This is a genomic window from Methylopila sp. 73B, assembly GCF_000526315.1.
Taxonomy (GTDB): Bacteria; Pseudomonadota; Alphaproteobacteria; order Rhizobiales; family Methylopilaceae; genus Methylopila.
In genome coordinates this window covers 2,636,646-2,657,054 of record NZ_JAFV01000001.1, presented here as the reverse complement: position 1 = coordinate 2,657,054, position 20,409 = coordinate 2,636,646, and the positions used below count along the sequence as shown (strand labels likewise).

The 20,409-nt window shown below is 69.6% G+C and carries 21 protein-coding genes; 14 read left to right on the top strand and 7 right to left on the bottom strand.

All coding sequences use genetic code 11. The annotated features are described in order from the left end of the window. Positions 1 to 8: 8 nt before the first annotated feature. Complete coding sequence (locus K244_RS0112840) at positions 9 to 1,676, bottom strand: alpha-amylase family protein (protein ID WP_020186678.1); 1,668 nt, start codon at positions 1,674 to 1,676, stop codon at positions 9 to 11. Positions 1,677 to 1,741: 65 nt separating this feature from the next. Next, positions 1,742 to 2,959: a PHB depolymerase family esterase gene (locus tag K244_RS0112835; protein ID WP_020186677.1), complete on the bottom strand. Its 1,218-nt coding sequence runs from the start codon at positions 2,957 to 2,959 to the stop codon at positions 1,742 to 1,744. 283 nt (positions 2,960 to 3,242) lie between these two features. On the opposite strand from K244_RS0112835, the gene K244_RS0112830 reads away from it, so the two are divergent. From K244_RS0112830 to K244_RS0112820, 3 genes are all read left to right on the top strand, one after another. Continuing rightward, complete coding sequence (locus K244_RS0112830) at positions 3,243 to 3,491, top strand: DUF3297 family protein (RefSeq protein WP_020186676.1); 249 nt, start codon at positions 3,243 to 3,245, stop codon at positions 3,489 to 3,491. Positions 3,492 to 3,693: 202 nt separating this feature from the next. Then, positions 3,694 to 5,325: a phosphoenolpyruvate carboxykinase gene (locus K244_RS0112825; protein WP_020186675.1), complete on the top strand. Its 1,632-nt coding sequence runs from the start codon at positions 3,694 to 3,696 to the stop codon at positions 5,323 to 5,325. Positions 5,326 to 5,515: 190 nt separating this feature from the next. Next, complete coding sequence (locus K244_RS0112820; protein WP_020186674.1) at positions 5,516 to 6,574, top strand: HD domain-containing phosphohydrolase; 1,059 nt, start codon at positions 5,516 to 5,518, stop codon at positions 6,572 to 6,574. Positions 6,575 to 6,602: 28 nt separating this feature from the next. On the opposite strand, the gene K244_RS0112815 is transcribed toward K244_RS0112820, so the two are convergent. Continuing rightward, the gene (locus K244_RS0112815) at positions 6,603 to 7,061 is read right to left on the bottom strand and encodes a GNAT family N-acetyltransferase (RefSeq protein ID WP_020186673.1); all 459 of its coding nucleotides are present in this window, start codon (positions 7,059 to 7,061) and stop codon (positions 6,603 to 6,605) included. A 204-nt stretch (positions 7,062 to 7,265) separates the two neighbouring features. Then, complete coding sequence (gene leuC, locus K244_RS0112810; RefSeq protein ID WP_020186672.1) at positions 7,266 to 8,675, bottom strand: 3-isopropylmalate dehydratase large subunit; 1,410 nt, start codon at positions 8,673 to 8,675, stop codon at positions 7,266 to 7,268. 848 nt (positions 8,676 to 9,523) lie between these two features. On the opposite strand from leuC, the gene K244_RS0112795 reads away from it, so the two are divergent. The 3 genes from K244_RS0112795 to K244_RS0112785 all read left to right on the top strand — a co-directional run bounded on the left by K244_RS0112795 (position 9,524) and on the right by K244_RS0112785 (position 12,953). Then, positions 9,524 to 11,230: a GGDEF and EAL domain-containing protein gene (locus tag K244_RS0112795; RefSeq protein ID WP_020186669.1), complete on the top strand. Its 1,707-nt coding sequence runs from the start codon at positions 9,524 to 9,526 to the stop codon at positions 11,228 to 11,230. Positions 11,231 to 11,358: 128 nt separating this feature from the next. After that, a complete protein-coding gene (locus tag K244_RS0112790) occupies positions 11,359 to 12,510 on the top strand; it encodes a PAS domain-containing protein (RefSeq protein ID WP_020186668.1) in 1,152 nt (383 codons plus the stop codon). A 5-nt stretch (positions 12,511 to 12,515) separates the two neighbouring features. Beyond that, positions 12,516 to 12,953 carry a response regulator gene (locus tag K244_RS0112785; protein ID WP_020186667.1) on the top strand — a complete coding sequence of 146 codons (438 nt, stop codon included), beginning with the start codon at positions 12,516 to 12,518 and terminating at the stop codon, positions 12,951 to 12,953. 9 nt (positions 12,954 to 12,962) lie between these two features. Here K244_RS0112785 and K244_RS0112780 read toward each other — a convergent pair whose 3' ends face one another. After that, complete coding sequence (locus K244_RS0112780) at positions 12,963 to 13,382, bottom strand: cyclic nucleotide-binding domain-containing protein (RefSeq protein WP_245259765.1); 420 nt, start codon at positions 13,380 to 13,382, stop codon at positions 12,963 to 12,965. Positions 13,383 to 13,431: 49 nt separating this feature from the next. Beyond that, entirely contained in the window at positions 13,432 to 14,118 is a 687-nt protein-coding gene (locus K244_RS0112775; protein WP_020186665.1) for a response regulator transcription factor, read from the bottom strand. A 178-nt stretch (positions 14,119 to 14,296) separates the two neighbouring features. On the opposite strand from K244_RS0112775, the gene K244_RS0112770 reads away from it, so the two are divergent. The 5 genes from K244_RS0112770 (at position 14,297) to K244_RS21965 (ending at position 18,445) form a co-directional block, all read left to right on the top strand. Next, positions 14,297 to 14,794: a L,D-transpeptidase family protein gene (locus K244_RS0112770; protein WP_020186664.1), complete on the top strand. Its 498-nt coding sequence runs from the start codon at positions 14,297 to 14,299 to the stop codon at positions 14,792 to 14,794. A gap of 130 nt (positions 14,795 to 14,924) precedes the next feature. Beyond that, positions 14,925 to 15,704: a Bax inhibitor-1/YccA family protein gene (locus K244_RS0112765; protein WP_020186663.1), complete on the top strand. Its 780-nt coding sequence runs from the start codon at positions 14,925 to 14,927 to the stop codon at positions 15,702 to 15,704. Positions 15,705 to 15,839: 135 nt separating this feature from the next. Beyond that, entirely contained in the window at positions 15,840 to 16,235 is a 396-nt protein-coding gene (locus tag K244_RS0112760; protein WP_020186662.1) for a VOC family protein, read from the top strand. 375 nt (positions 16,236 to 16,610) lie between these two features. Further along, positions 16,611 to 17,726, top strand: a complete 1,116-nt coding sequence (gene leuB / locus K244_RS0112755) for a 3-isopropylmalate dehydrogenase (protein ID WP_020186661.1) — start codon at positions 16,611 to 16,613, stop codon at positions 17,724 to 17,726. Positions 17,727 to 18,013: 287 nt separating this feature from the next. After that, on the top strand, positions 18,014 to 18,445 hold the full coding sequence (locus K244_RS21965; RefSeq protein WP_020186660.1) for a DUF4174 domain-containing protein: 432 nt from the start codon (positions 18,014 to 18,016) through the stop codon (positions 18,443 to 18,445). 45 nt (positions 18,446 to 18,490) lie between these two features. Here the strand turns inward: K244_RS21965 and K244_RS0112745 are convergent, their stop codons facing one another. Next, positions 18,491 to 18,778: a hypothetical protein gene (locus K244_RS0112745; RefSeq protein WP_020186659.1), complete on the bottom strand. Its 288-nt coding sequence runs from the start codon at positions 18,776 to 18,778 to the stop codon at positions 18,491 to 18,493. Positions 18,779 to 18,973: 195 nt separating this feature from the next. On the opposite strand from K244_RS0112745, the gene K244_RS0112740 reads away from it, so the two are divergent. The 3 genes from K244_RS0112740 to K244_RS24330 are packed head-to-tail and all read left to right on the top strand — an operon-like array spanning position 18,974 to position 20,408. After that, complete coding sequence (locus K244_RS0112740) at positions 18,974 to 20,005, top strand: aspartate-semialdehyde dehydrogenase (RefSeq protein ID WP_024816484.1); 1,032 nt, start codon at positions 18,974 to 18,976, stop codon at positions 20,003 to 20,005. Positions 20,006 to 20,041: 36 nt separating this feature from the next. After that, positions 20,042 to 20,278 carry a hypothetical protein gene (locus K244_RS0112735; RefSeq protein WP_020186657.1) on the top strand — a complete coding sequence of 79 codons (237 nt, stop codon included), beginning with the start codon at positions 20,042 to 20,044 and terminating at the stop codon, positions 20,276 to 20,278. A 4-nt stretch (positions 20,279 to 20,282) separates the two neighbouring features. Beyond that, the gene (locus tag K244_RS24330) at positions 20,283 to 20,408 is read left to right on the top strand and encodes a hypothetical protein (protein ID WP_020186656.1); all 126 of its coding nucleotides are present in this window, start codon (positions 20,283 to 20,285) and stop codon (positions 20,406 to 20,408) included. Position 20,409 lies beyond the last annotated feature (1 nt).

Here is a 20,409-nt window from a genome sequence, read left to right as displayed (position 1 = left end):
CGGGGAGGTCACGCGGCGGCGGTGCGGCGCTGGGTCTCGTCCAGGCGGCCGAGGCGGTACCAGCGGTAGCCGTAGGGCTCGAGCGTGACGTGATGGCGACCGTCGGGTCCGGGGCGGCTGTGGTCGGCGGACAGCAGATTGACAAGATGGTCGGGCTCGCCCTCAGCCCCGCCGCTGCGAAAGGCGATGTCGCAGCCTTCCTCGCCGAAGTTGTGCAGGAACACCGCGGCGTTTCCGCGCCAGTCGTAGCGCATGGCGAGCACGCCCTTCGCGCCCGTGCGGAGGATCTGGTAGTCGCCCCAGCCGATCTCCGGCGTCTCCTGCCGCATCCGGACGAGCCGCTCCAGCCAGTTCAGGAACGAGTTCGGATCGCGCCGCTGCTGCGCCACGTTGACGGACTGATAGCCGTAGCCGCCACCTGAGATAGCCGGCAAATAAGTCTTTTCAGCTGTGCTGAAGCCGCCGTTCTGCTCGTTCGCCCACTGCATCGGCGTGCGCGCGCAGTAGCGCTCGGGCAGGTCGAGGTCGTCGCCCATGGCGATCTCGTCGCCGTAGCGCAGCACGGGCGTCCCCGGCAGGGCGAACATCAGGCTGTAGGCGAGCTCAAGCCGGCGGCGGTCGCCCTTCAGCATGGGGGCCAAACGCCGTCGCACGCCACGGTCGTAGAGCTGCATCGATTTCTCGGGTCCGAAGGCGGCGAAGGCCGCCTGACGTTGCTCCTCGGTCAGACGCCCGAGGTCCAGCTCGTCGTGGTTGCGCAGGAACATGCCCCACTGCGCCGTGGGATAGCCCGGCCGCGTGTCCTTGAGGGCCTTCTCCAGCGGCGCGACGTCGGCGCTCGCCAGCGCATAAAACAGCCGCTGGTTGACCTGGAAGTTGAACATCATCTGCATGCGATCGCCGTCGTTCCCGAAGTACTTCATGTCGTCTTCGGGCAGGACGTTGGCTTCGGCGAGAATGACGCTGTCGCCCTTGCGCCACTGCAGGAACTCCCGGAACGAGCGGAGCATCTCGAACTGCTCCTTCGGCGTCGTCACGTCCGCCCCCTTCTCGGCGATGACGAAGGGCACGGCGTCCATGCGGAAGCCGGACACGCCGAGCTGGATCCAGAACCCCATGATCTTGAGGATCTCGGCCTGCACCTCAGGGTTGGAGGTGTTGAGGTCAGGCTGGAACTCGTAGAAGCGGTGGAAGTAATAGGCCTTGGCCGCGTCGTCGCGCGTCCACGTCGTCTTCTGGACGCCGGGAAAGACCATGCCTTCGTCGGCGTTCTTCGGCTTGGTCTTCGACCAGACGTACCAGTCGCGGAACGGCGACTTGGGATCCTTGCGGGCGGACTTGAACCAGGGGTGCTGGTCGGAGGTGTGGTTGACCACGAGGTCGATCAGAACGCGCATGCCGCGCTGCTTCGCCGCGTGGGTGAACTCCACGAAATCGCCGAGCGAGCCGTAGCGCGGGTCAACATTGTAATAGTCTGAGACGTCGTAGCCGTCGTCGCGCCCCGGCGAGGGCTGGAACGGCATCAACCAGACAGCGGTGACGCCGAGGCCGTGGAGGTAATCGAGCCGGCGCGTCAACCCGGGGAAGTCGCCGACCCCGTCGCCGTTCGAGTCCATGAAGCTCTCGACCGAGAGACAGTAGACGATCGCGTTCTTGTACCAGAGGTCCGTGATCATTCGCCCGCCCGCAGCCGTGTCGCCCCACGGTCAACGCGGGGCGGCGACGAGGCGTTCCGGCGGCGTCACTTCATCAGGCCGGCGGCCTTCAGCGCCTTGGCGATCACGCCCTGCACGTCGATGCCGCCCCTGCGTCGGGGCTCCGGCTCCATGCGGCCGGCGAAGCCGCTGCGGGACGGCTTGGCCGCCGTCGTCGCGGCGGCGGGTCGGCGGGCCGACGCGGGGCGAAGGGGCTCGGCGGTGGCCTCAGGAGCGCTTTTGGCGCTGTCCCTGCCGGCGTTCTTGCCAGCGTCCTTGGCCGCGGACTTCGCCGTGGCGAGGCCCCAGAACGCGAGCACGTCGCGGTTGGCCGACACGCCGACGTCCAGCATGAAGGGACCGGGCGTCTCGCCGCGCCGGGCGTCGAGCGCGACGCCGTGGTTCATGCCGGCGACGACGTGCTGTTCGATGACGGCGTCGCCGTCCGGGCCGGTCCAGACCCGGCGGGTGCGGCCGCCCTTGCGCTCGACGGTCGGCTTCGCGCTATGAAGCCCGTGGACGTCGAGCCACTGCTTCACGATCTCGTCGCCGTTGGAGGGAACGACGGTCGAGTCCGCGCCGCCGTGCCAGACGCTCACCTTCGGCCAAGGGCCGCCATGGTCCGAGGCGTCCCGGACGGCGTCGCCCCATTCGCGGGCCGGTCGGGCGGCGCCCTTGTACATGCTCTCGAAGGCCTGCGGCACGGACGACGCCGCCCCGCAGGGCAGTCCGGCCATGATCGCGCCGCCGGCGAAGACGTCGGGATAGGCCGCGAGCAGCGCGGAGGTCATCGCGCCGCCGGCCGACAGCCCGGTCACGAACACCCGGCGGCGGTCGAGCCCATGCCCGGCGACCATGGTCTCGACCATGGCGCGGATAGAGGCCGCTTCGCCGGCGCCGCGGGCGACGTCCTCGGGGTTGAACCAGTTGAAGCAGCGCTTCGGGTTGTTGCCCGCATGCTGCTCGGGATAGAGCACGGCGAACCCGTGCTCGTCCGCGAGCGCGGTCCAGGCCGCGCTCTGCTCGAAGCTCGCTGCGGTCTGGGTGCAGCCGTGCAGCACCACGACCAGCGCCGATCCGCGCGCGAGTCCCGTGGGCGTGTAGCTCCGCATGACGAGGTCGCCGGGGTTGCCGCCGAACTCGGCGACCGTCGCGAGCCGCGCGTCGGCGGGGGCGCTGCGGGCCGCGGAGGCGCCGCCGCCGTCGAGCGACCACATCTTCAGGAACGGGTTCAGTTCCGAGGCGAGATCGCCGAAGCGGGCCATGGCGCATCCAGTCTTTTGGCGCAACGACCGGGGGACGTCGTCGTCGCTGAGATCAGGTGGGCGCCGCAGGGCACAATTCAATGCTGCGACGCAACATTGAATTGATCGTTCGCGAATGAGGCGAGGCTGCGGCGTGGCCGGCGCAAGGTCGTCATGCGTCGGCGCCCGGCGATTGGCTTGCCCGAAACGATCGGCGCGGCGCAGAGAACGAGAGAGGCTTGGCCCCACGGAACGCTGCGCCTATGGTCCGCCGCGTCTCGCAACCTCTCCGGAGCCGCCTTCGATGGCCGACACGCCGCCCGCCCGCCTCTCGACCGATCCTGACAGCCCGTTCTACGACGCCGAGGCGCTCGAGCGCGGCGTAGGCATCCGCTTCAAGGGCGTCGAGAAGACCAACGTCGAGGAATACTCGGTGAGCGAAGGCTGGATCCGCGTCGCCGCCGGCCTCGCGCGCGACCGGTTCGGCAAGCCGATGACGCTGAAGCTCAAGGGCGAGGTCGAACCCTACTTCCGCGGACCGACGCCCGCCTGACCCTCGTCGCGGAGGAGAATCGTCCGATCGTCCCAACGGAAGGCGTGATATCGTCGCAGGAAGATCGCGATCAGAAGGGCCCGAACGCGGGGCCTGTGCGGCAAAACAGCCGCCGCCGTCACGTTCGCGCCGGTTTTCGCTGGTTTCTCCCATGGGCGCGCTGGAGACGCGGCGCGCGGGGGCAAGCGTGTAGGAGGACGATGTGAGGCAGACAGGAGAGTGGAACCCGGATCACGGCGCTGAAGCCTTCGGCTTCGAGGGCCTGGCGGGAGTCAACTGGAACCTGACGGAGGCGGCGCTCGTCGAGCGCGCGGTCCGCCGTGGCGAAGCCTCGCTGGCGGCCACCGGCGCGCTCGTCGCCGAAACCGGCTCCCACACCGGCCGCTCGCCCAAGGACAAGTTCATCGTCCGCGACGCCGCGACCGAGAACGAGGTCTGGTGGGACAACGCGGGCGCGCTGACGCCCGAGCAGTTCGACCTGCTCAAGGCCGACTTCATCGCGCATGTCGCGGGGCGCGAACTGTTCGCGCAGGACCTTCACGGCGGGGCGGACCCCTCGAACCGCCTCAAGGTGCGGGTGTTCACCGAATACGCCTGGCACTCGCTGTTCATCCGCACGCTGCTGATCGAGCCCGAGCGCTCGGACCTCGCGCGGTTCCGGCCGGACCTCACCATTCTCGACGTCCCGAGCTTCCACGCCGATCCCGAGCGCCATGGCGTTCGCTCCAAGACGGTGATCGCGATCGACTTCGCCCGCGGCGTTGTGCTGATCGGCGGCACGGCCTATGCGGGCGAGATGAAGAAGTCGGTCTTCACCGCGCTGAACTACCTGCTGCCGAAGCGCAACGTGATGCCGATGCACTGCTCGGCGAACGTCGGCAAGGCCGGCGACGTCGCGGTGTTCTTCGGCCTGTCGGGCACGGGCAAGACGACGCTGTCGGCCGATCCCGAGCGCGCCCTGATCGGCGACGACGAGCATGGCTGGGGACGCAACGGCGTCTTCAATTTCGAAGGCGGCTGCTACGCCAAGACCATCCGGCTCGACCCCAAGGCCGAGCCGCAGATCGCGAACGCCATCCGCCGCTTCGGCGCGGTGCTGGAGAACGTCGCGATCGACCCGGTCACCCGCCAGCCGGATTTCGACGACGGGACCCGCACCGAAAACACCCGCGCGGCCTATCCCTTGCGTTTCGTGCGCAACGTCCACGCCAGCGGCCGCGCCGGGCATCCAAAGAACGTGGTCATGCTGACCGCCGACGCCTTCGGCGTGATGCCGCCGATCGCGCGGCTCACGCCGGCGCAGGCCATGCACCACTTCCTCTCCGGCTACACCGCGAAGGTCGCCGGCACCGAGACCGGCGTCAGCGAGCCGCAGGCGACCTTCTCCACCTGCTTCGGAGCGCCCTTCATGCCGCGCCGGCCCGAGGTCTACGGCGAGCTTCTGAAGAGCTTGATCGCCGAGCACGGCGTGGACTGCTGGCTGGTCAACACCGGGTGGACCGGCGGCGGCTACGGCGAGGGCCGGCGGATGCCGATCGCCGCCACCCGCGCGCTGCTCTCGGCGGCGCTCAGCGGCGCGCTGAAGGACGTCGAGACCTACGTCGACCCGACCTTCGGCTTCGCCGTGCCGACCGACGTGCCCGGCGTCGAGGCCAAGCTGCTGCGCCCGCGCGACACCTGGGCTGATCCCGCCGCCTACGACCGCGCCGCCCGCAAGCTGGCGCGCATGTTCCAGAAGAACTTCGAGGCCTTCAGCGAGGTCGACGCCGAGATCCGCGAGGCGGGTCCACGCGTCGGCGGCGGCTTCGCCAACGTGGCGGCCGCCGCGGAGTAAGCGCCTCTTGGCCTCGCTGAGGGACGCGGCCATCGCGAAGACGGGCGCGTCCCTCAGGGTTTCAAGCCCTGCTCACGGGCCCAGTCGGCACGCGCCATTCGACGGAGGGCGAACTTGCGGCCTGGCGCCGGCCTGTTCACACTTTCGCGACGCCAGCCGGCGACCGCCCAGGGCTGTAGGAGCGAGCGCCATGAGCGGCTCTATCGTCCTTCTCACCGATCGACCGGCGGAAGGACGACGGCTGCAGCGCGATCTCGGGCTGATCTCCCGTTGCCGCATGGCCGCGCCGCACAAGCCGATGCCGGCCGAGACGCCGGCCGCCATCGTTACGGACATCGCTCTCGACAACACGGCCTCGGTCGCCATGGCGCGCGCGGCGCTGAACGGCATGAACCGCGCTGCGACGCCGGTGGTCGTTCTGATGCGGCACGAGAGCCGGCGGGCGGACGTGCAGGCGCTGGCGCTCGGCGCGGCGGTCGTGCTCCCGAGCGACGCCTCCCGCGACGTCCTGGTCAGCGCCGTGTTGCGGGTGATGACCTCGGACGGGGACGACCGGCGCGCCGCCGCGGCCCGTCGCGGCGCGCGCGAGGCCGGCTTCGTGCTCGCGAGCCTGATGGACGCCGCGGAGGACAGGCGGCCCGTGCCGGTCGAGCGCCTGCTCGATGGCGGGCGCCACGTCACCCGCACCCTCGAGAAGGTCGGCCTGCACGGCTGGCTCGACGCCGTCTGGAGTTTCGACGACGTCACCTATCAGCACATGCTGCTGGTGGCGGGGCTGGCCGCCGCCTTCAGCGAGTCGCTCGGCTTCACCCCGCGGGACTGCCGGCGCGTGATCGAGGGCGCGCTGCTGCACGACATCGGCAAGGTCGGCGTGCCGCTGGAGATCCTGAACAAGGCCGGCCCGCTGACGCCCGACGAGATGGCGATCATGCGGCTCCACGCCCCGAACGGCCACGCCGTGCTGCTGGCGCAGGGAAACGTCTCGCCCGAACTCCTGGCGATCGTCCGCAGCCACCACGAGTATCTCGACGGCAGCGGCTACCCCGACGGGCTGGCGGGCGACGCGATCCCGGACGTGGTCCGTTTCATCACCGTCTGCGACATCTTCGCGGCCCTGATCGAGAGCCGTCCTTACCGCGCGCGGATGTCGTCGAAGGAAGCGCTGGCCGTCATGCGGGACATGGGCGACAAGCTCGACCGCGGCGTTCTGTTCGCCTTCGAGCGGATGGTCGGGGCGCTCGCGCTGTAGGGTTCCGGTCGCGCGCGAGTTCCGCCGCTCACCAGCGCACGGAGCGGTCGATCCGGATGACGTAGTTGCGCCACGGCGCGCGTTCGGCGAGGCGGTCGTAGAGCGCGGCGGCGGGGTTGCCATCCGGGACCATCCAGCGCAGGTGCACCCAGCCCAGCGTTTCGCCGTGAGCGACGAGCCGCTCCAGCAGCGCCTGAGCGACGCCGCGGCCCCGGCAAGCAGGATCCACGTAGAGGTCGTCGAGCTGGCCGGCGCGGCGGCGGGAGATGGCTTCGGGAAGGTCGTAGTACACGGCGAAGCCCACCAGCCGGCCGTCGAGCTCGGCGCCGGCGATCTCCGCCACGTGGTCGTCGATCAGGGCGCGGGCGTAGGCCTCGTCCGGCGCGCCCGGCTCCTCATGCAGCAGCGCGGCGGAGTAGGCCGCGAGCAGCGGCGCGAGCCGGCCCGCGTCGTCGACGCCGAGGCGCGGGAGGGTGCGAAGGCTCACGGATGCGCTCCGGTGACGAGAGCGTGGATGGTCAGGCGAAACGGACGCTCGAACACGCCCGCTTTTGTGTCCCGGCCTCGAGCCGGGACACAGAAGCGCTGCGTTCTCCAAATGAAACGCGGAGGTCGTGCGAGTCCCCGACCGTCGCGCATCTGGGTCCCGGCTCAAGGCCGGGACAAGAACGAGCCGGCGCCGGCGTCGACCTCAGCGCCACTCGCGGATGTCGACGAACCTGCCGGCGATCGCCGCGGCTGCGGCCATCGCGGGCGACACCAGATGGGTGCGGCCCTTGAAGCCCTGACGGCCCTCGAAGTTGCGGTTCGACGTGGAGGCGCAGCGCTCCTCGGGCCGCAGCTTGTCGGGGTTCATCGCGAGGCACATCGAGCACCCCGGCTCGCGCCACTCGAAGCCGGCGGAGGTGAAGATCTTGTCCAGCCCCTCGGCCTCGGCCTGCTCCTTCACGAGGCCCGAGCCCGGCACCACCATGGCCGCGACGTTGGCGTTCACGGTCTTGCCGGCGACCATCTTCGCCGCCTGCCGCAGGTCCTCGATCCGTCCGTTGGTGCAGGAGCCGATGAACACGCGGTCGAGCGCGATGTCGGTGATCTTGGAGCCGGCGGTCAGCCCCATGTAGGCCAGCGCCCGCTTGATCGCCGCGCGCTTGCCCTCGTCGGACGCGGCGTCCGGATCGGGCACGACGCCGGTGATCGACACCACGTCCTGCGGGCTCGTGCCCCAGGACACGATCGGCGGCAGGTTGGCGCCGTCGAGGCGGATTTCGCGGTCGAAATGCGCGCCCTCGTCGGAGACGAGCGTCTCCCAGTAGCGGCGCGCGGCGTCCCAGGCCTCGCCCTTCGGGGCGCGCTTGCGGCCCTCGACATAGGCGTAGGTGGTCTCGTCCGGCGCGATCATGCCGGCGCGGGCGCCGCCCTCGATCGACATGTTGCAGACCGTCATCCGGCCTTCCATCGACAGCGCGCGGATCGCCTCGCCGGCGTACTCCATCACGTAGCCGGTGCCGCCCGCGGTGCCGATCTCGCCGATAATGGCGAGGATCACGTCCTTGGCGCCCACGCCTTCCGGCAGCTTGCCGTCGACCGTGATGCGCATGTTCTTGGCTTTGGTCTGGATCAGCGTCTGGGTGGCGAGCACGTGCTCGACCTCGGAGGTGCCGATGCCGTGCGCCAGCGCCCCGAAGGCGCCGTGCGTCGAGGTGTGGCTGTCGCCGCAGACGATCGTCGTGCCGGGCAGGGTGAAGCCCTGCTCGGGGCCGACGATGTGGACGACACCCTGTCGCTTGTCGAACTCGTCGTAGTACTCGATGCCGAACTCGCGCGTGTTCTCGGCCAGCGCCGCGATCTGGGCGACGCTTTCCGGATCGGGGTTCGGCAGCAGCCGGCTGGTGGTCGGCACGTTGTGGTCGACGACGGCCAGCGTCTTTTCCGGCGCGCGCACCTTGCGGCCCGTCATCCGCAGGCCCTCGAAAGCCTGCGGGCTCGTCACTTCATGGACGAGGTGGCGGTCGATGTAGAGCAGCACGGAGCCGTCGGGCTGCCGGTCGACGACATGGTCGTCGAAAATCTTGTCGTACAGGGTCTTGGGAGCGGCGGACATGGTGCGCCTCTAAGCCTTCTGGAATGCGGAACGGACGTGGCGTCGCGCCGTCGGCGCGCGGGTCGGGTCTCAGCCCCGGAGTCGCGTGCTGATCGCCGACAGGCGCGCGTGGAACCGCGACGGCAGACGCACGTGATCGGCGAGGCCCGCGAAGGTCTCGGTCGAACGCGCGGCAATGCTGGATCCGTGCCTGCTCATGGCACGTCATATAGGTGGAGTCTTGAATGAGTTGCAAATGCGCTGGAGGCGGCTCCGTCCCCAGGGAAACGCCGGCTCTCAGGCCTTCGCTTCGAAAAGCGCCCCGCGGGGCGCGTCGGCCGCTCTCCGGCTGTAGGCCCGCGTCGCGTGGGCCGGCTCGGCCCGGCGGCGCGCGCGGGTCTGCGGCAGGCCGAGGACGCCGGCGATGAGCTGGGCGACAAGCGGCGCGAAAGGCCGGCCAAGCGGCGCCGGTCCCGACCGTTTCTGTGTCGACTCCGCTCGGGCGGCGAAATCGGCGTCGGGACGGTCGGAGGCGGACGCGGCGTCGGCCGCGGGTTCGACGCGCGGCGAGGAGGAGACAGGATCGACCCCGCGCTTCCGCGTGGCGCGTGCGGCCCGCTCGGCTCGACCCGGACCAGCGATCATCAACATCCGCGTCGCCTCCCTAAGCCCGCCATGGCGCGTTCGCCGTCTCACTCCAACGCGTGAGCCCGCCTCAAGGCATGGAGCGCGTCGTTTTTTCCGTCCGCAACCTAAAATTTAACTTAATGTTAACCACAGGCGGCGTCGGCAGCCGACGACGGAAAAGTTAAGAGAGACGTCGGCAGATTCCAAGCCGGCGATTCCTGTTCCTGCGCCTGGGGGCGAGCATGACGACGCACATCGGCGCGGGAGGCGCGACCAGCTTTGGCCGCCTCGCGGTCGACGACATTCTCGTGGCCGTCGGCGAAGCCGCCTATGTGTGGGACGTGCCGTCCGACCACCTACGGTGGATCGGCGATCCGCACGGCCTGCTCGAACTCCCGGCTGCGACGCGGCTCGACAGCGAGACCGCCTTCGCCGCCCTGTTCGATCCCGAGGCGCTGACCACCCGCCGCGAGGCGGTGTTCGGCTCCGCGAGCGCCGACAGCGGCGAGGGCGTGCCGTTCGAGGTGGACTATCCGCTGCTCCGCGGCGGCCGGGCGCAGCGCCTCTGGATCCAGGACCGGGGCCGCTGGCGCGCGGGAGCCGACGGACGACCGGCCGAAGTCGTGGGCGTCATCCGTCGGTTGGGCGCCCATCACGAGCGCGCCGAACAGGCCGCCTCGCTCGCGCGCTTCGACCCGCTCACGGGTCTGCTCGCGCGGCCGCGCCTCATGGAAATCGCCGCCAGCGCCCTTGCGGCGGGCGCGCGGATGCAGACCTCGACCTCCTTCGTCCTGGCCTCCGTCGTGAACCTCGGCGGCGTCAACGACGCCTACGGCTTCGACGTGGGCGACCAGGTGCTGGTCGCCGTCGCCCGGCGGCTTCGGGGCGCCATGCGCGGCGGCGACAGCCTCGGCCGGTTCTCGACCTCGACCTTTGGCCTCGTGCTGCAGGAGTGCGACGCCGCCGACCTGCAGGTCGTGGGACGCCGGCTGATCGCGGCGGTGCACGACGAGCCGATCGACACCGGCGCGGGCGCCATCGCGGTGCGCGTCGCGATCGGCGGCGTGGTCGCGCCGCGTCACGCCCGGGACGGCGCCGAATTCATCGCCCGCGCGCGCACGGCGCTCGCCCGCGCCAGCGGGACCGCGACCGGGTTCCAGATATACGCGCCGGACCCCGAGCGGGAAGCGGCCCGCCGGGCCGACCTGCGCCTCGCCGACGAGCTGATCGCCGCGATGAGCAGCCGGCGGGTGGCGCTGGCCTACCAGCCGGTGTTCCGCGCCGGCGCGCGCGACCCGGTGTGGAGCGAGGCGCTGCTGCGGATCACCACCGAATCCGGAGAGGTCGTCTCGGGCGGCGCCTATGTGCGCGCGGCGGAGGAGCTGAAGATCGTGCACATGCTCGATCATCGGGTGCTCGACCTTGCGGTTCGACGGCTCGCCGAAAACCCTCAGATCCATCTCGCGGTGAACATCTCGGCCTCGACCACCAACGATGAGAGCTGGCTCGAGGCGCTGACCTCGTGGTTCACGCTGCGGCCGGACATGGCGTCGCGGCTCATGGTCGAGATCACCGAGACCGCCGCCATCGCCGACCTCGCCGTCACGGGGCGCTTCGTCGCGCAGCTCAGGGCGTTCGGCGTCCGCGTCGCGATCGACGACTTCGGCACCGGCCACACCTCGTTCAAGGCGCTGCGCGAACTGGGCGTCGATCTCGTCAAGATCGACGGCTCCTTCGTCCGGGATCTCGGGACGTCCGCCGACAGCGCCGCCTTCGTCCGCGCCCTGCTGGCGCTCGCCCGGGAGCTCGGGCTGGAGACCGTCGCGGAGCAGGTCGAGACCGAGGAGGTGGCGGAGTTGCTGACCGCCTGGGGAGCCACCTATCTCCAGGGCGATCTGCTGGCTCGTCCCGCCCTGGAGCCGCCCGCTGGCGGCCCGGACGTCGCGTAGCGAACCAAATCGGCGAACCAATCGTACGGGTTGAGCGTTTTCGAACGCCTTCCATGGCGCGCCCGCCGCGCTTCCGATCACGATCCGCTGGACGTCCGCTTCAGCGTTCCGACGTTTCGCGAGTTTGAATGACCAACGACCGCAATGCATCGCTGCGGGAGGCGCAGCGCCTCGAGGATGAGCACGATTCCAGCGATCCCTACGGGGCCGCGATCCGGGCGACCCGCATGCCGATCGTGATCACCGACGCGCTGCAGCCGGACAACCCCATCGTCTTCGCCAACGACGCGTTTCTCCAGCTCACGGGTTATCCCCGCGACGAGGTGATCGGCCGCAACTGCCGGTTCCTGCAGGGCGCGGAGACCGACCGCGGCGAAGTCCGGCGTATCCGCGCCGCGATCGACGCCGGCGAGGCGGTCGTGGCCGAGATCAAGAACTACCGCAAGACCGGCGAGCGGTTCTGGAACGCGCTCTACGTCAGCCCGGTGTTCAGCTCGGAGGGCGAGATCACGCATTTCTTCGCGTCGCAGCTCGACGTCACCCAGAAGATCCAGTCCGCGTCCGATCTTCGGGACGCCAACATCGCCCTCAGCCAGGCCAAGGCCATGGCCGAACAGCTTGTGGAGGAGCGCACCCGCGACCTGCGTTACGCGCTGGAGCAGAAGACGCTGCTGCTGCACGAGGTCGACCACCGGGTGAAGAACAACCTGCAACTGATCGCCTCGCTGATCCTGCTGCAGACGCGGCGCATCCCAGACCCCGACATCCAGCGGACGCTGCGCTCCATGCTCGACCGCGTGAGCGCGCTCGCGACGGTGCACCGCAAGCTCTACCAGTCCGACGACGTCGGCGTGTTCGACGTCGCGGCCTTCATCCGCGACATCGCGACGGAGCTCGTCGGCTCGACGGGGCGGGACGACCTCGCGCTCGACCTCGACTTGGAGACCGTCGTCATCAAGGCCAACCGCGCCGCGCCGGTGGCGCTCGTCGTCAACGAGCTTTTGACCAACGCCCTCAAGCACGCCTTCCCAGACGGGCGCCCCGGCCGAATCCGGGTCGCCGCCAAACCGGACGGCCGGAACTTCGTCATCGAGGTGGAGGACGACGGCGTCGGCGGCGCCGGCGCGTTCGGGGACGAAAGGATCGGCTTCGGCCAGAGCCTTGTGGACTTGCTCAGCCGGCAGTTGTCCGCCACGGTCGAACGGCGCGACGGCGATCCTGGGCTCGTCGCCAGGGTCACGATCCCGATCCATCCGCATCAGGCGGGCGCAGAAGGATAAGGCCCTTGCGCATTCTGGTCGTGGAGGACGAAGCCCTGCTCGCGGCGGAGCTCGAGTTCATGATCGAGGACGCGGGCCTGACGCCGAGCGGCTTCGCGCTCGACAGCGCGGAGGCCCACGCGCTGCTGGAAGCCTCGCCGCCCGACGTGGCGCTCGTGGACATCCACCTGCTCGACGGGCCGACCGGCGTCGAGGTCGCTCGCGAGGCGGCCCAGACCCACGGCGTCGTCGCGGTGTTCATGACCGCCAATCGCAAGCGCATTCCCGAGGACTTCGCGGGCGCCTGCGGGGCGATCTCGAAGCCCTACACGTCGTGGGGCATGACCGCGGCGCTGCGGTTCATCGCGGGCTGTCTCGAGGAGGGCAGGGCGCTGGGCCCCGCTCCTGCGAGCCTGGAGCTCGCGCCAGGTTGGGCGCAGCGCTGGTCCGTGGCGGCGGAGTAGCCGGGAGCCTCAGCGTCCGCGGAGCGTCGATTCGATCGCGCGCAGGTCGGCGGCGTTCTGGGCCATACGGGCCGCCAGCCGGGCGCGCAGCTTGGCGGTGACGGCGGGATACTCGTTCAGCAGGCGGCCGAACAGGCTCCGCGCGATGCGGTAGACCTCGCTTCGCTCGGCGGCCTCGGCGGTGGCGGGGCGGCGGGTGTCGCACAGCAGCGCCAACTCGCCGATGAGCGCGCCAGGACCGGCAAGATGCGTGCTCCCGCCGCGGCGCGTCAGCGAGATGGCGCCCGAGACGACCACGAAGCCCGTGTCCGCCTCCTCGCCCTGCCGGAACAGGATGTCGCCCTCGCCGAGGCTCAGCCGATCGGCCGAGAACGCGATCAGGCGCAGCGCGTCCACGCCCAGTTCGTCGAGCAGCGGCGTGCGGCTCAACGTCCGAATGTCGTCCTCAAGCGACAAGCCGCCCCCGCTGATTCCCTGTTCAAGGGACCAGCTTATAGCCTCCGGCTTCCGTGACCAGCAGACGTGCGTTCGAAGGATCGGCCTCGATCTTCTGCCGCAGGCGATAGACGTGGGTTTCAAGCGTGTGGGTGGTCACGCCGGAGTTGTAGCCCCAGACCTCCTGCAGCAGCGTCTCGCGCCCGACGACCGTGGCGCCGGAGCGGTAGAGGAAGCGCAGGATCGCCGTCTCCTTCTCGGTCAGGCGGATCTTGGCGTTCTTCTCCGTCAGCAGCATCTTGGCGCCGGGCTTGAACGTGTAGGGCCCGATCGTGAAGATCGCGTCCTCGCTGGCCTCGTGGCTGCGGAGCTGCGCCCGGATGCGCGCGAGCAGCACGGCGAAGCGCACGGGCTTCGCCACATAGTCGTTGGCGCCGGCCTCGAGCCCGAGAATCGTGTCGGCGTCGGAATCCTGCCCCGTCAGCATGATCACCGGGCCGCGGTAGCCGTCGCGGCGCATCATCTTGACCGCCTCGCGGCCGTCCATATCAGGCAGGCCGACGTCCATCAGCACGAGGTCGACGTGGTCCCCGCGGATCTTGGCGACGCCTTCGGTCGCGACGGCTGCGGAATCCGCGTCGAATTCGTCCAGCAGATTGAGCTGCTCGACGATCTCCCCGCGGAGGTCGGCGTCGTCGTCGACGACAAGGATCTTGCGCTTCGTGGCCATTCGGACGTCTTCTCCGGCTGCGGCGGGCGCCGCGTCGTTCGTCGTCCCACCTAGTGCGCGCCCCCCGTCCTCGGCAAGGCGTCGGGACGCGTCTGCAGGAGCGTTGCGGCTAGGAATGCAGGGTTTCCTTCCGGTTCTCAAGGTTCGGGCGGCGCCAGGACACCCTGCGCGCGGATGTGTGATCGCCGGCCCGGCCCGTTTCCCCTGCGCGCTGGGCCCGGCCGGGATCGCGACGGCCAAGCGCGAGGGGGACGGCGTGACGCCGCAAGGGACCTTCGCCATCCGCCGGCTGTGGCGCCGCGCCGACCGCACGCCGCGGCCGCCCACCGGCCTTCCCGTGCGGACGACCCGGCCCGACGACGGCTGGTGCGACGCCCTCGGGCATCGCCGCTACAACCGCCGGGTCAAACGGCCGTTTTCGGCCTCGCACGAGCTGATGTGGCGCGATGACGGGCTCTACGACCTCGTGTTCGAGCTCGGCTGGAACGACCGTCCGGTGCGCGCCGGGCGCGGCAGCGCGATCTTCCTGCACGCCGCGCGTCCGGGCTTCACGCCGACCGCCGGCTGCGTGGCGCTGGCGCCCGCCGTGCTGAAGCGGCTCGCCGGCCGCATCGGTCCCCGGACCACGATCGAGATCGGTCGCCCGGTCCCGCGGCCCCGACGGCGCGCCATCTGACGAAGATGTCAGAATCCAAAGGCGCTCTCGAACTTGTGCGCCTAGGGGCCATCCCCATATCATCGACGGCAATACGTGGCGCCGATTATCGGCGGCCCGATTTCAGCTGTTCTTGAGGGGACCGCACTCAATGCCCGACACCCAACGCAACGTTTATGGCCGCACCGGCTTCGGCGGCGCCTCCGTTCCGGCGGCGTCGGTCGATCAGGGCCTGCGGTCCTATATGCTGAGCGTCTACAACTACATGTCGCTCGGCCTGGCCATCACCGGCTTCGTCGCCATCGGCGCCTTCATGATGGCGGTGAGCTCGACCCCGACCGAATACGCCCTGCGCGGCGGCATGTACCTGACCTCGTTCGGCTACATGCTCTTCACCAGCCCGCTCAAGTGGGTGGTGATGCTCGCCCCGCTCGGCATGGTGTTCTTCCTGTCGGCCCGCCTGCACACCATGAGCGTGTCGACGGCGCAGATCGCGTTCTACGTCTTCGCGGGCCTGATGGGCCTGTCGCTGTCGTCGATCTTCCTCGTCTACACCGGCGCCTCGATCGGCCGGGTGTTCTTCATCACGGCGGCCGCCTTCGGCGCGCTCAGCCTCTGGGGCTACACCACCAAGCGCAGCCTCTCGGGGATGGGCACCTTCCTGATGATGGGCCTCATCGGCATCGTCATCGCGAGCCTGGTGAACATCTTCCTCGGCTCGTCGCTGGTGCAGTTCGTCGTCTCGGTCGCCGGCGTGCTGATCTTCTCCGGCCTCACCGCCTACGACACGCAGCGCCTGAAGGAAGAGTACTACGCGGGCGACGACGGCACGATCATGGGCCGCAAGGCCATCATGGGCGCCCTGTCGCTGTACCTGAACTTCATCAACCTGTTCACGATGCTGCTGTCGCTCTTCGGCAACCGCGAGTGACCTGACGCTTCCGACCTCGGCCGGATGCACGGACGAAACGAGGCCCCGGCGGCGACGCCGGGGCCTTTTCTTTTGACCTGCGCCGACCCGTCGCGTTCTGGTGTCTCCGCCCTTATCCAGCGCGAGGACACCAGAATGGCCAAGGCGATCCACTCCATGATCCGGGTGCTCGAGGAGGAGCGCTCGGTTGCGTTCTACGACGCGGCGTTCGGCCTGAAGGTGGCGGACCGCTACCCCTTCGACGGCTTCACGCTGATCTACCTGTCGAACCCCGAGACCGGCTTCGAGCTGGAGCTGACCGTCAACGGCGACCGCGCCGCCCCCTACGATCTCGGCGACGGCTACGGCCACCTCGCCGTCTCCGTGGAGGACCTCGCCGCCGAGCACGCCCGGTTCGAGGCCGCCGGGCTGAAGCCCGGCGCGCTCAAGCAGTTCGATCGCGACGGAAAGCCCTTGGCGCGGTTCTTCTTCGTGACTGATCCCGACGGCTACAAGATCGAGGTGCTGGAGCGGGGCGGGCGGTTTCTCTGAGATTTAGGGGCGGCGCGCATCGTCGTACTACGAAGTGGCGACCGTCCGACCCCGCGGACAAGAGCGCGGGGATCCCTCCTCAAGCGAAGCTTGGGGAGGGTGGCCTCGGCGCAGCCGAGGTCGGGTGGGGTCCTTGGGCGTCGAGCGTCTCGCGACCGTCGCGCTCGGTCTTGAATCCACCCCACCCGGCCAGGCTTCGCCCGTCCACCCTCACCTTCCGGGGGACGGACGCCCCGCGCCTTGTCCTGCCCGGTTCGAGCTCCAGCCCGCTTAGCCATCCGCTCTGGCATGCCTGACCGCGCAAGCTCCCTTGCCAAGGCCCCGTTCGGCCGCCTAAAGACCCCCGCAAAAGCAACGTCACGCGAGGAACGACCCATGGCCGCCCACAAGCTCCTGCTGCTCCCCGGCGACGGCATCGGCCCGGAGGTCATGGGCGAGGTTCGCCGGCTGCTCGCCTTCATCGAGCAGAAGGGCCTGCTCTCCTTCGAGATCGAGGAAGACCTCGTCGGCGGCGCGGCCTACGACGCGCACCAGGTCGCGATCTCCGACGGCGCGATGGCGAAGGCGCACGCCGCCGACGCGATCCTGTTCGGCGCGGTCGGCGGACCGCAGTGGGACGGCGTGCCTTATGACGCGCGCCCCGAGGCCGGCCTGCTGCGGCTGCGCAAGGAGCTGATGCTGTTCGCGAACCTGCGCCCGGCGATCTGCTACCCCGCGCTCGCGGCTTCGTCCTCGCTGAAGCCCGAGCTGGTCGAGGGCCTCGACATCATGATCGTCCGTGAGCTCACCGGCGGCGTCTACTTCGGCGAGCCCAAGACCATCACCGACCTCGGCAATGGCCAGAAGCGCGCGATCGACACGCAGGTCTACGACACCTACGAGATCGACCGCATCGCCCGGGTCGCCTTCGACCTCGCCCGCGTCCGCCGCAACCGCGTGACCTCGGCCGAGAAGCGCAACGTCATGAAGTCCGGCCTGCTGTGGAACGAGGTCGTCACCGCGACCCACAAGGACGGCTTCGAGGACGTGACGCTCGATCACATGCTGGCCGACGCGCTCGGCATGCAGCTGGTGCGCGCGCCGAAGCAGTTCGACGTCATCGTCACCGACAACCTGTTCGGTGATCTGCTCTCCGACGTCGCCTCGATGCTGACCGGCTCGCTCGGCATGCTGCCCTCCGCCTCGCTCGGCGCCGAGGACCCGGTGACCGGCAAGCGCGCCGCCATGTACGAGCCGGTGCACGGCTCCGCGCCCGACATCGCGGGCAAGGGCGTCGCGAACCCGCTCGCCATGCTCGCGAGCGTCGCCATGGCGCTGAAGTACTCGCTCGGCCGCCCCGATCTCGCCGACACGCTGGACAAGGCGATCTCCGAGGTGCTGGCCGACGGCCTGCGCACCGGCGACATCTACACGGACGGCGCGACCCGCGTCGGCACGACGGAGATGGGCCAGGCGGTGGTCGCGAAGTTCGAGACCCTGCTCGCGGCGTAAGGCGCCGAAGGGCGGCGGGTCGCCCGCGTCGCTGTACGACGGGAACGCCGCGCTTGTGTCCCGGCCTTGAGCCGGGACCCAGAAGCGCCGCGTGCCCGGCGATGGCGCCACGGCGGGGTGTCTTAATCTACAGCCCGCGGGCGTCTGGGTCCCGGCTCAAGGCCGGGACACGAGCGGGCGCCGGATTGTCGGCGGTGTCTCGCATCATACTCTTCGCATGTTCGCCGCGCGCGCGGGCTTGAGCGAAGGCCCCTTGTCGCGCGCGTTCGGCGTCCGACATCAGAGGGATGAACACGCTCATCCCCCTCGCGCTCGCCGCCTCGGCGCTGTTCGCCGGCGCGAGCTTCGCCGCGGCTTCGCTCGACGACTACCATGGGCGCGCCCGCCCCATCCTGGTGTTCTCCGGCGCTCCGGACGACCCGAGGACGAACGAGCAGATCGCGCGGTTTCGCAAAAGTCAGGCCGCACTCGACGACCGGCAGATGACCGTGTTCGTCGTCGGACCGAAGGGCGTGCGCACGCTGGACGGCGCGCGGGCTCCGGCCTCGCTCGACGCGGACTCGCTGCGGGCGGCTTACGGCGTGAAGGACGACGGCTTCGCGGTGGTGCTGGTGGGCAAGGACGGCGGCGAGAAGTTCCGCGGCCTGAAGGCGGTCGGCGCGAGCGAACTGATCGATCTCGTCGACCAGATGCCCATGCGCCGCAACGAGGCGCGCTGAGGCTCGGGAGAGCGCCGGACGGGCGCCCTCCCGCGGGACGGCCGGTCAGTAGCCGGGAACGTCGAAGGTCGACGGCAGCGGCCAGCGCTCGAAGCCGCCGGGGCCGCGGGTCGGCGTCGATGACTGGTAGAGCGCCGAGGTCTGGTAGTCGGCGCCGGTCATCGGGCGGGCGACCGTGCGCGTGTTGAGGTAGCTCGGCGCTTTCCGGACCGTGATGGTCACGCCGCCGTCCGAGGACGCGCGGTCGCGGGTCTGGGCCGACGCCGCAAGCGGGGCGAGCGCCACGCCCGCCGCGAGGATGAACGCGGCCGTTCCATGCGCAATGCGAAGCATAGCAGCCTCCATGAGGGAGAAACGCCGCGTCCCGGGACTGAGCCGCGCCGGTCATCGAAGCAACGTCGTTTCGCCGGCTCTCGTTCCGTGAATTTCTTGCAATCTCGGCCCAACGGGGCCATTCACATCGCGCGGCGTCGCGCCGCGAACGACAGCAAGACGGCCGCGGTCGAAACCGGGCCGATGGAGTTGGAGATGGGTTATCGGATCGCCGTCGTGGGCGCCACGGGCAACGTGGGCCGCGAGATGCTGAACATCCTCGAAGAGCGCGAGTTCCCGGTCGACGAGATCGTCGCGCTGGCCTCGCGCCGGAGCCTCGGGACCGAAGTGTCGTTCGGCGATCGAACTCTGAAATGCAAGGATCTCGCGCAGTTCGACTTCACCGGGATCGACATCTGCCTGATGTCGGCCGGCGGAGAGGTGTCGCGCGAGTGGTCGCCCAAGATCGCCAAGCAGGGCGCGATCGTCATCGACAACTCGTCGGTCTGGCGCATGGACCCTGACGTGCCGCTGGTGGTGCCGGAGGTGAACGCCGACGCGGTCGCCGGCTACGTCAAGAAGGGCATCATCGCGAACCCGAACTGCTCGACCGCGCAGCTCGTCGTGGCGCTGAAGCCGCTGCACGACGCGGCGACGATCACGCGCGTGGTGGTCTCGACCTACCAGTCCGTCTCCGGCGCCGGCAAGGACGCCATGGACGAGCTCTGGAACCAGACCAAGGGCATCTACGTGAACCAGGCGCCGGAGCCGGGCGTCGGCAAGTTCCCGAAGCAGATCGCCTTCAACGTCATTCCTCACATCGACGTCTTCATGGAGGACGGGTTCACGAAGGAGGAATGGAAGATGGTCGCGGAGACCAAGAAGATCCTCGACCCGAAGATCAAGCTGACGGCGACCGCCGTCCGCGTGCCGGTCTTCGTCGGCCATTCGGAGTCGGTGAACATCGAGTTTGAGAAGCCGCTGTCGGCCGAAGAGGCGCGCGACATCCTGCGCGAGGCGCCGGGCATCCTCGTCGTCGACAAGCGCGAGCCCGGCGGCTACGTGACGCCGGTCGAGTGCGTCGGCGACTTCGCGACCTTCGTCAGCCGCATCCGCGTGGACCCGACCGTCGACAATGGCCTCGCGATGTGGATCGTCTCCGACAACCTGCGCAAGGGCGCGGCGCTGAACGCGGTGCAGATCGCCGAAAGCCTCGCCAATCGCGGCCTGCTGAAGAAGGCGGCGTAAGGCTCGCGCGAGGCGGCGCTTGACGGATCTCCGACCATGGCCATCGCCCCGGAGGACGCCGAGCGCCGGATCCGCGCGAAACGGATCAACGAGCGTCTTAAATTGCTCGCGAGCTCCGTAAACACGGTTGGGCTGACGGTGCTCGGCGCGGCTGTGCTGGTCCCGTTCATCGGCGGCACGTTCACGCCGGCGGCTGTTGTTTGGATTTTGCTCGCGGTCGGCTTACATTCGGTTGCGCAGGTTCTTCTCAGCTGGCTGCGCAGCGAGGATTGAGGCGATGGAAATCCCGTTCTGGTTCCAGTGGGGCGTTCCGGCCGGCGCGTTTGCGCTTGGCGTCGTCGCCCTCGTCTGGGCTCGCTACGAGGTCGCCAAGTTCGACCGCCGCTACGGCAAGCGCGGCTGAC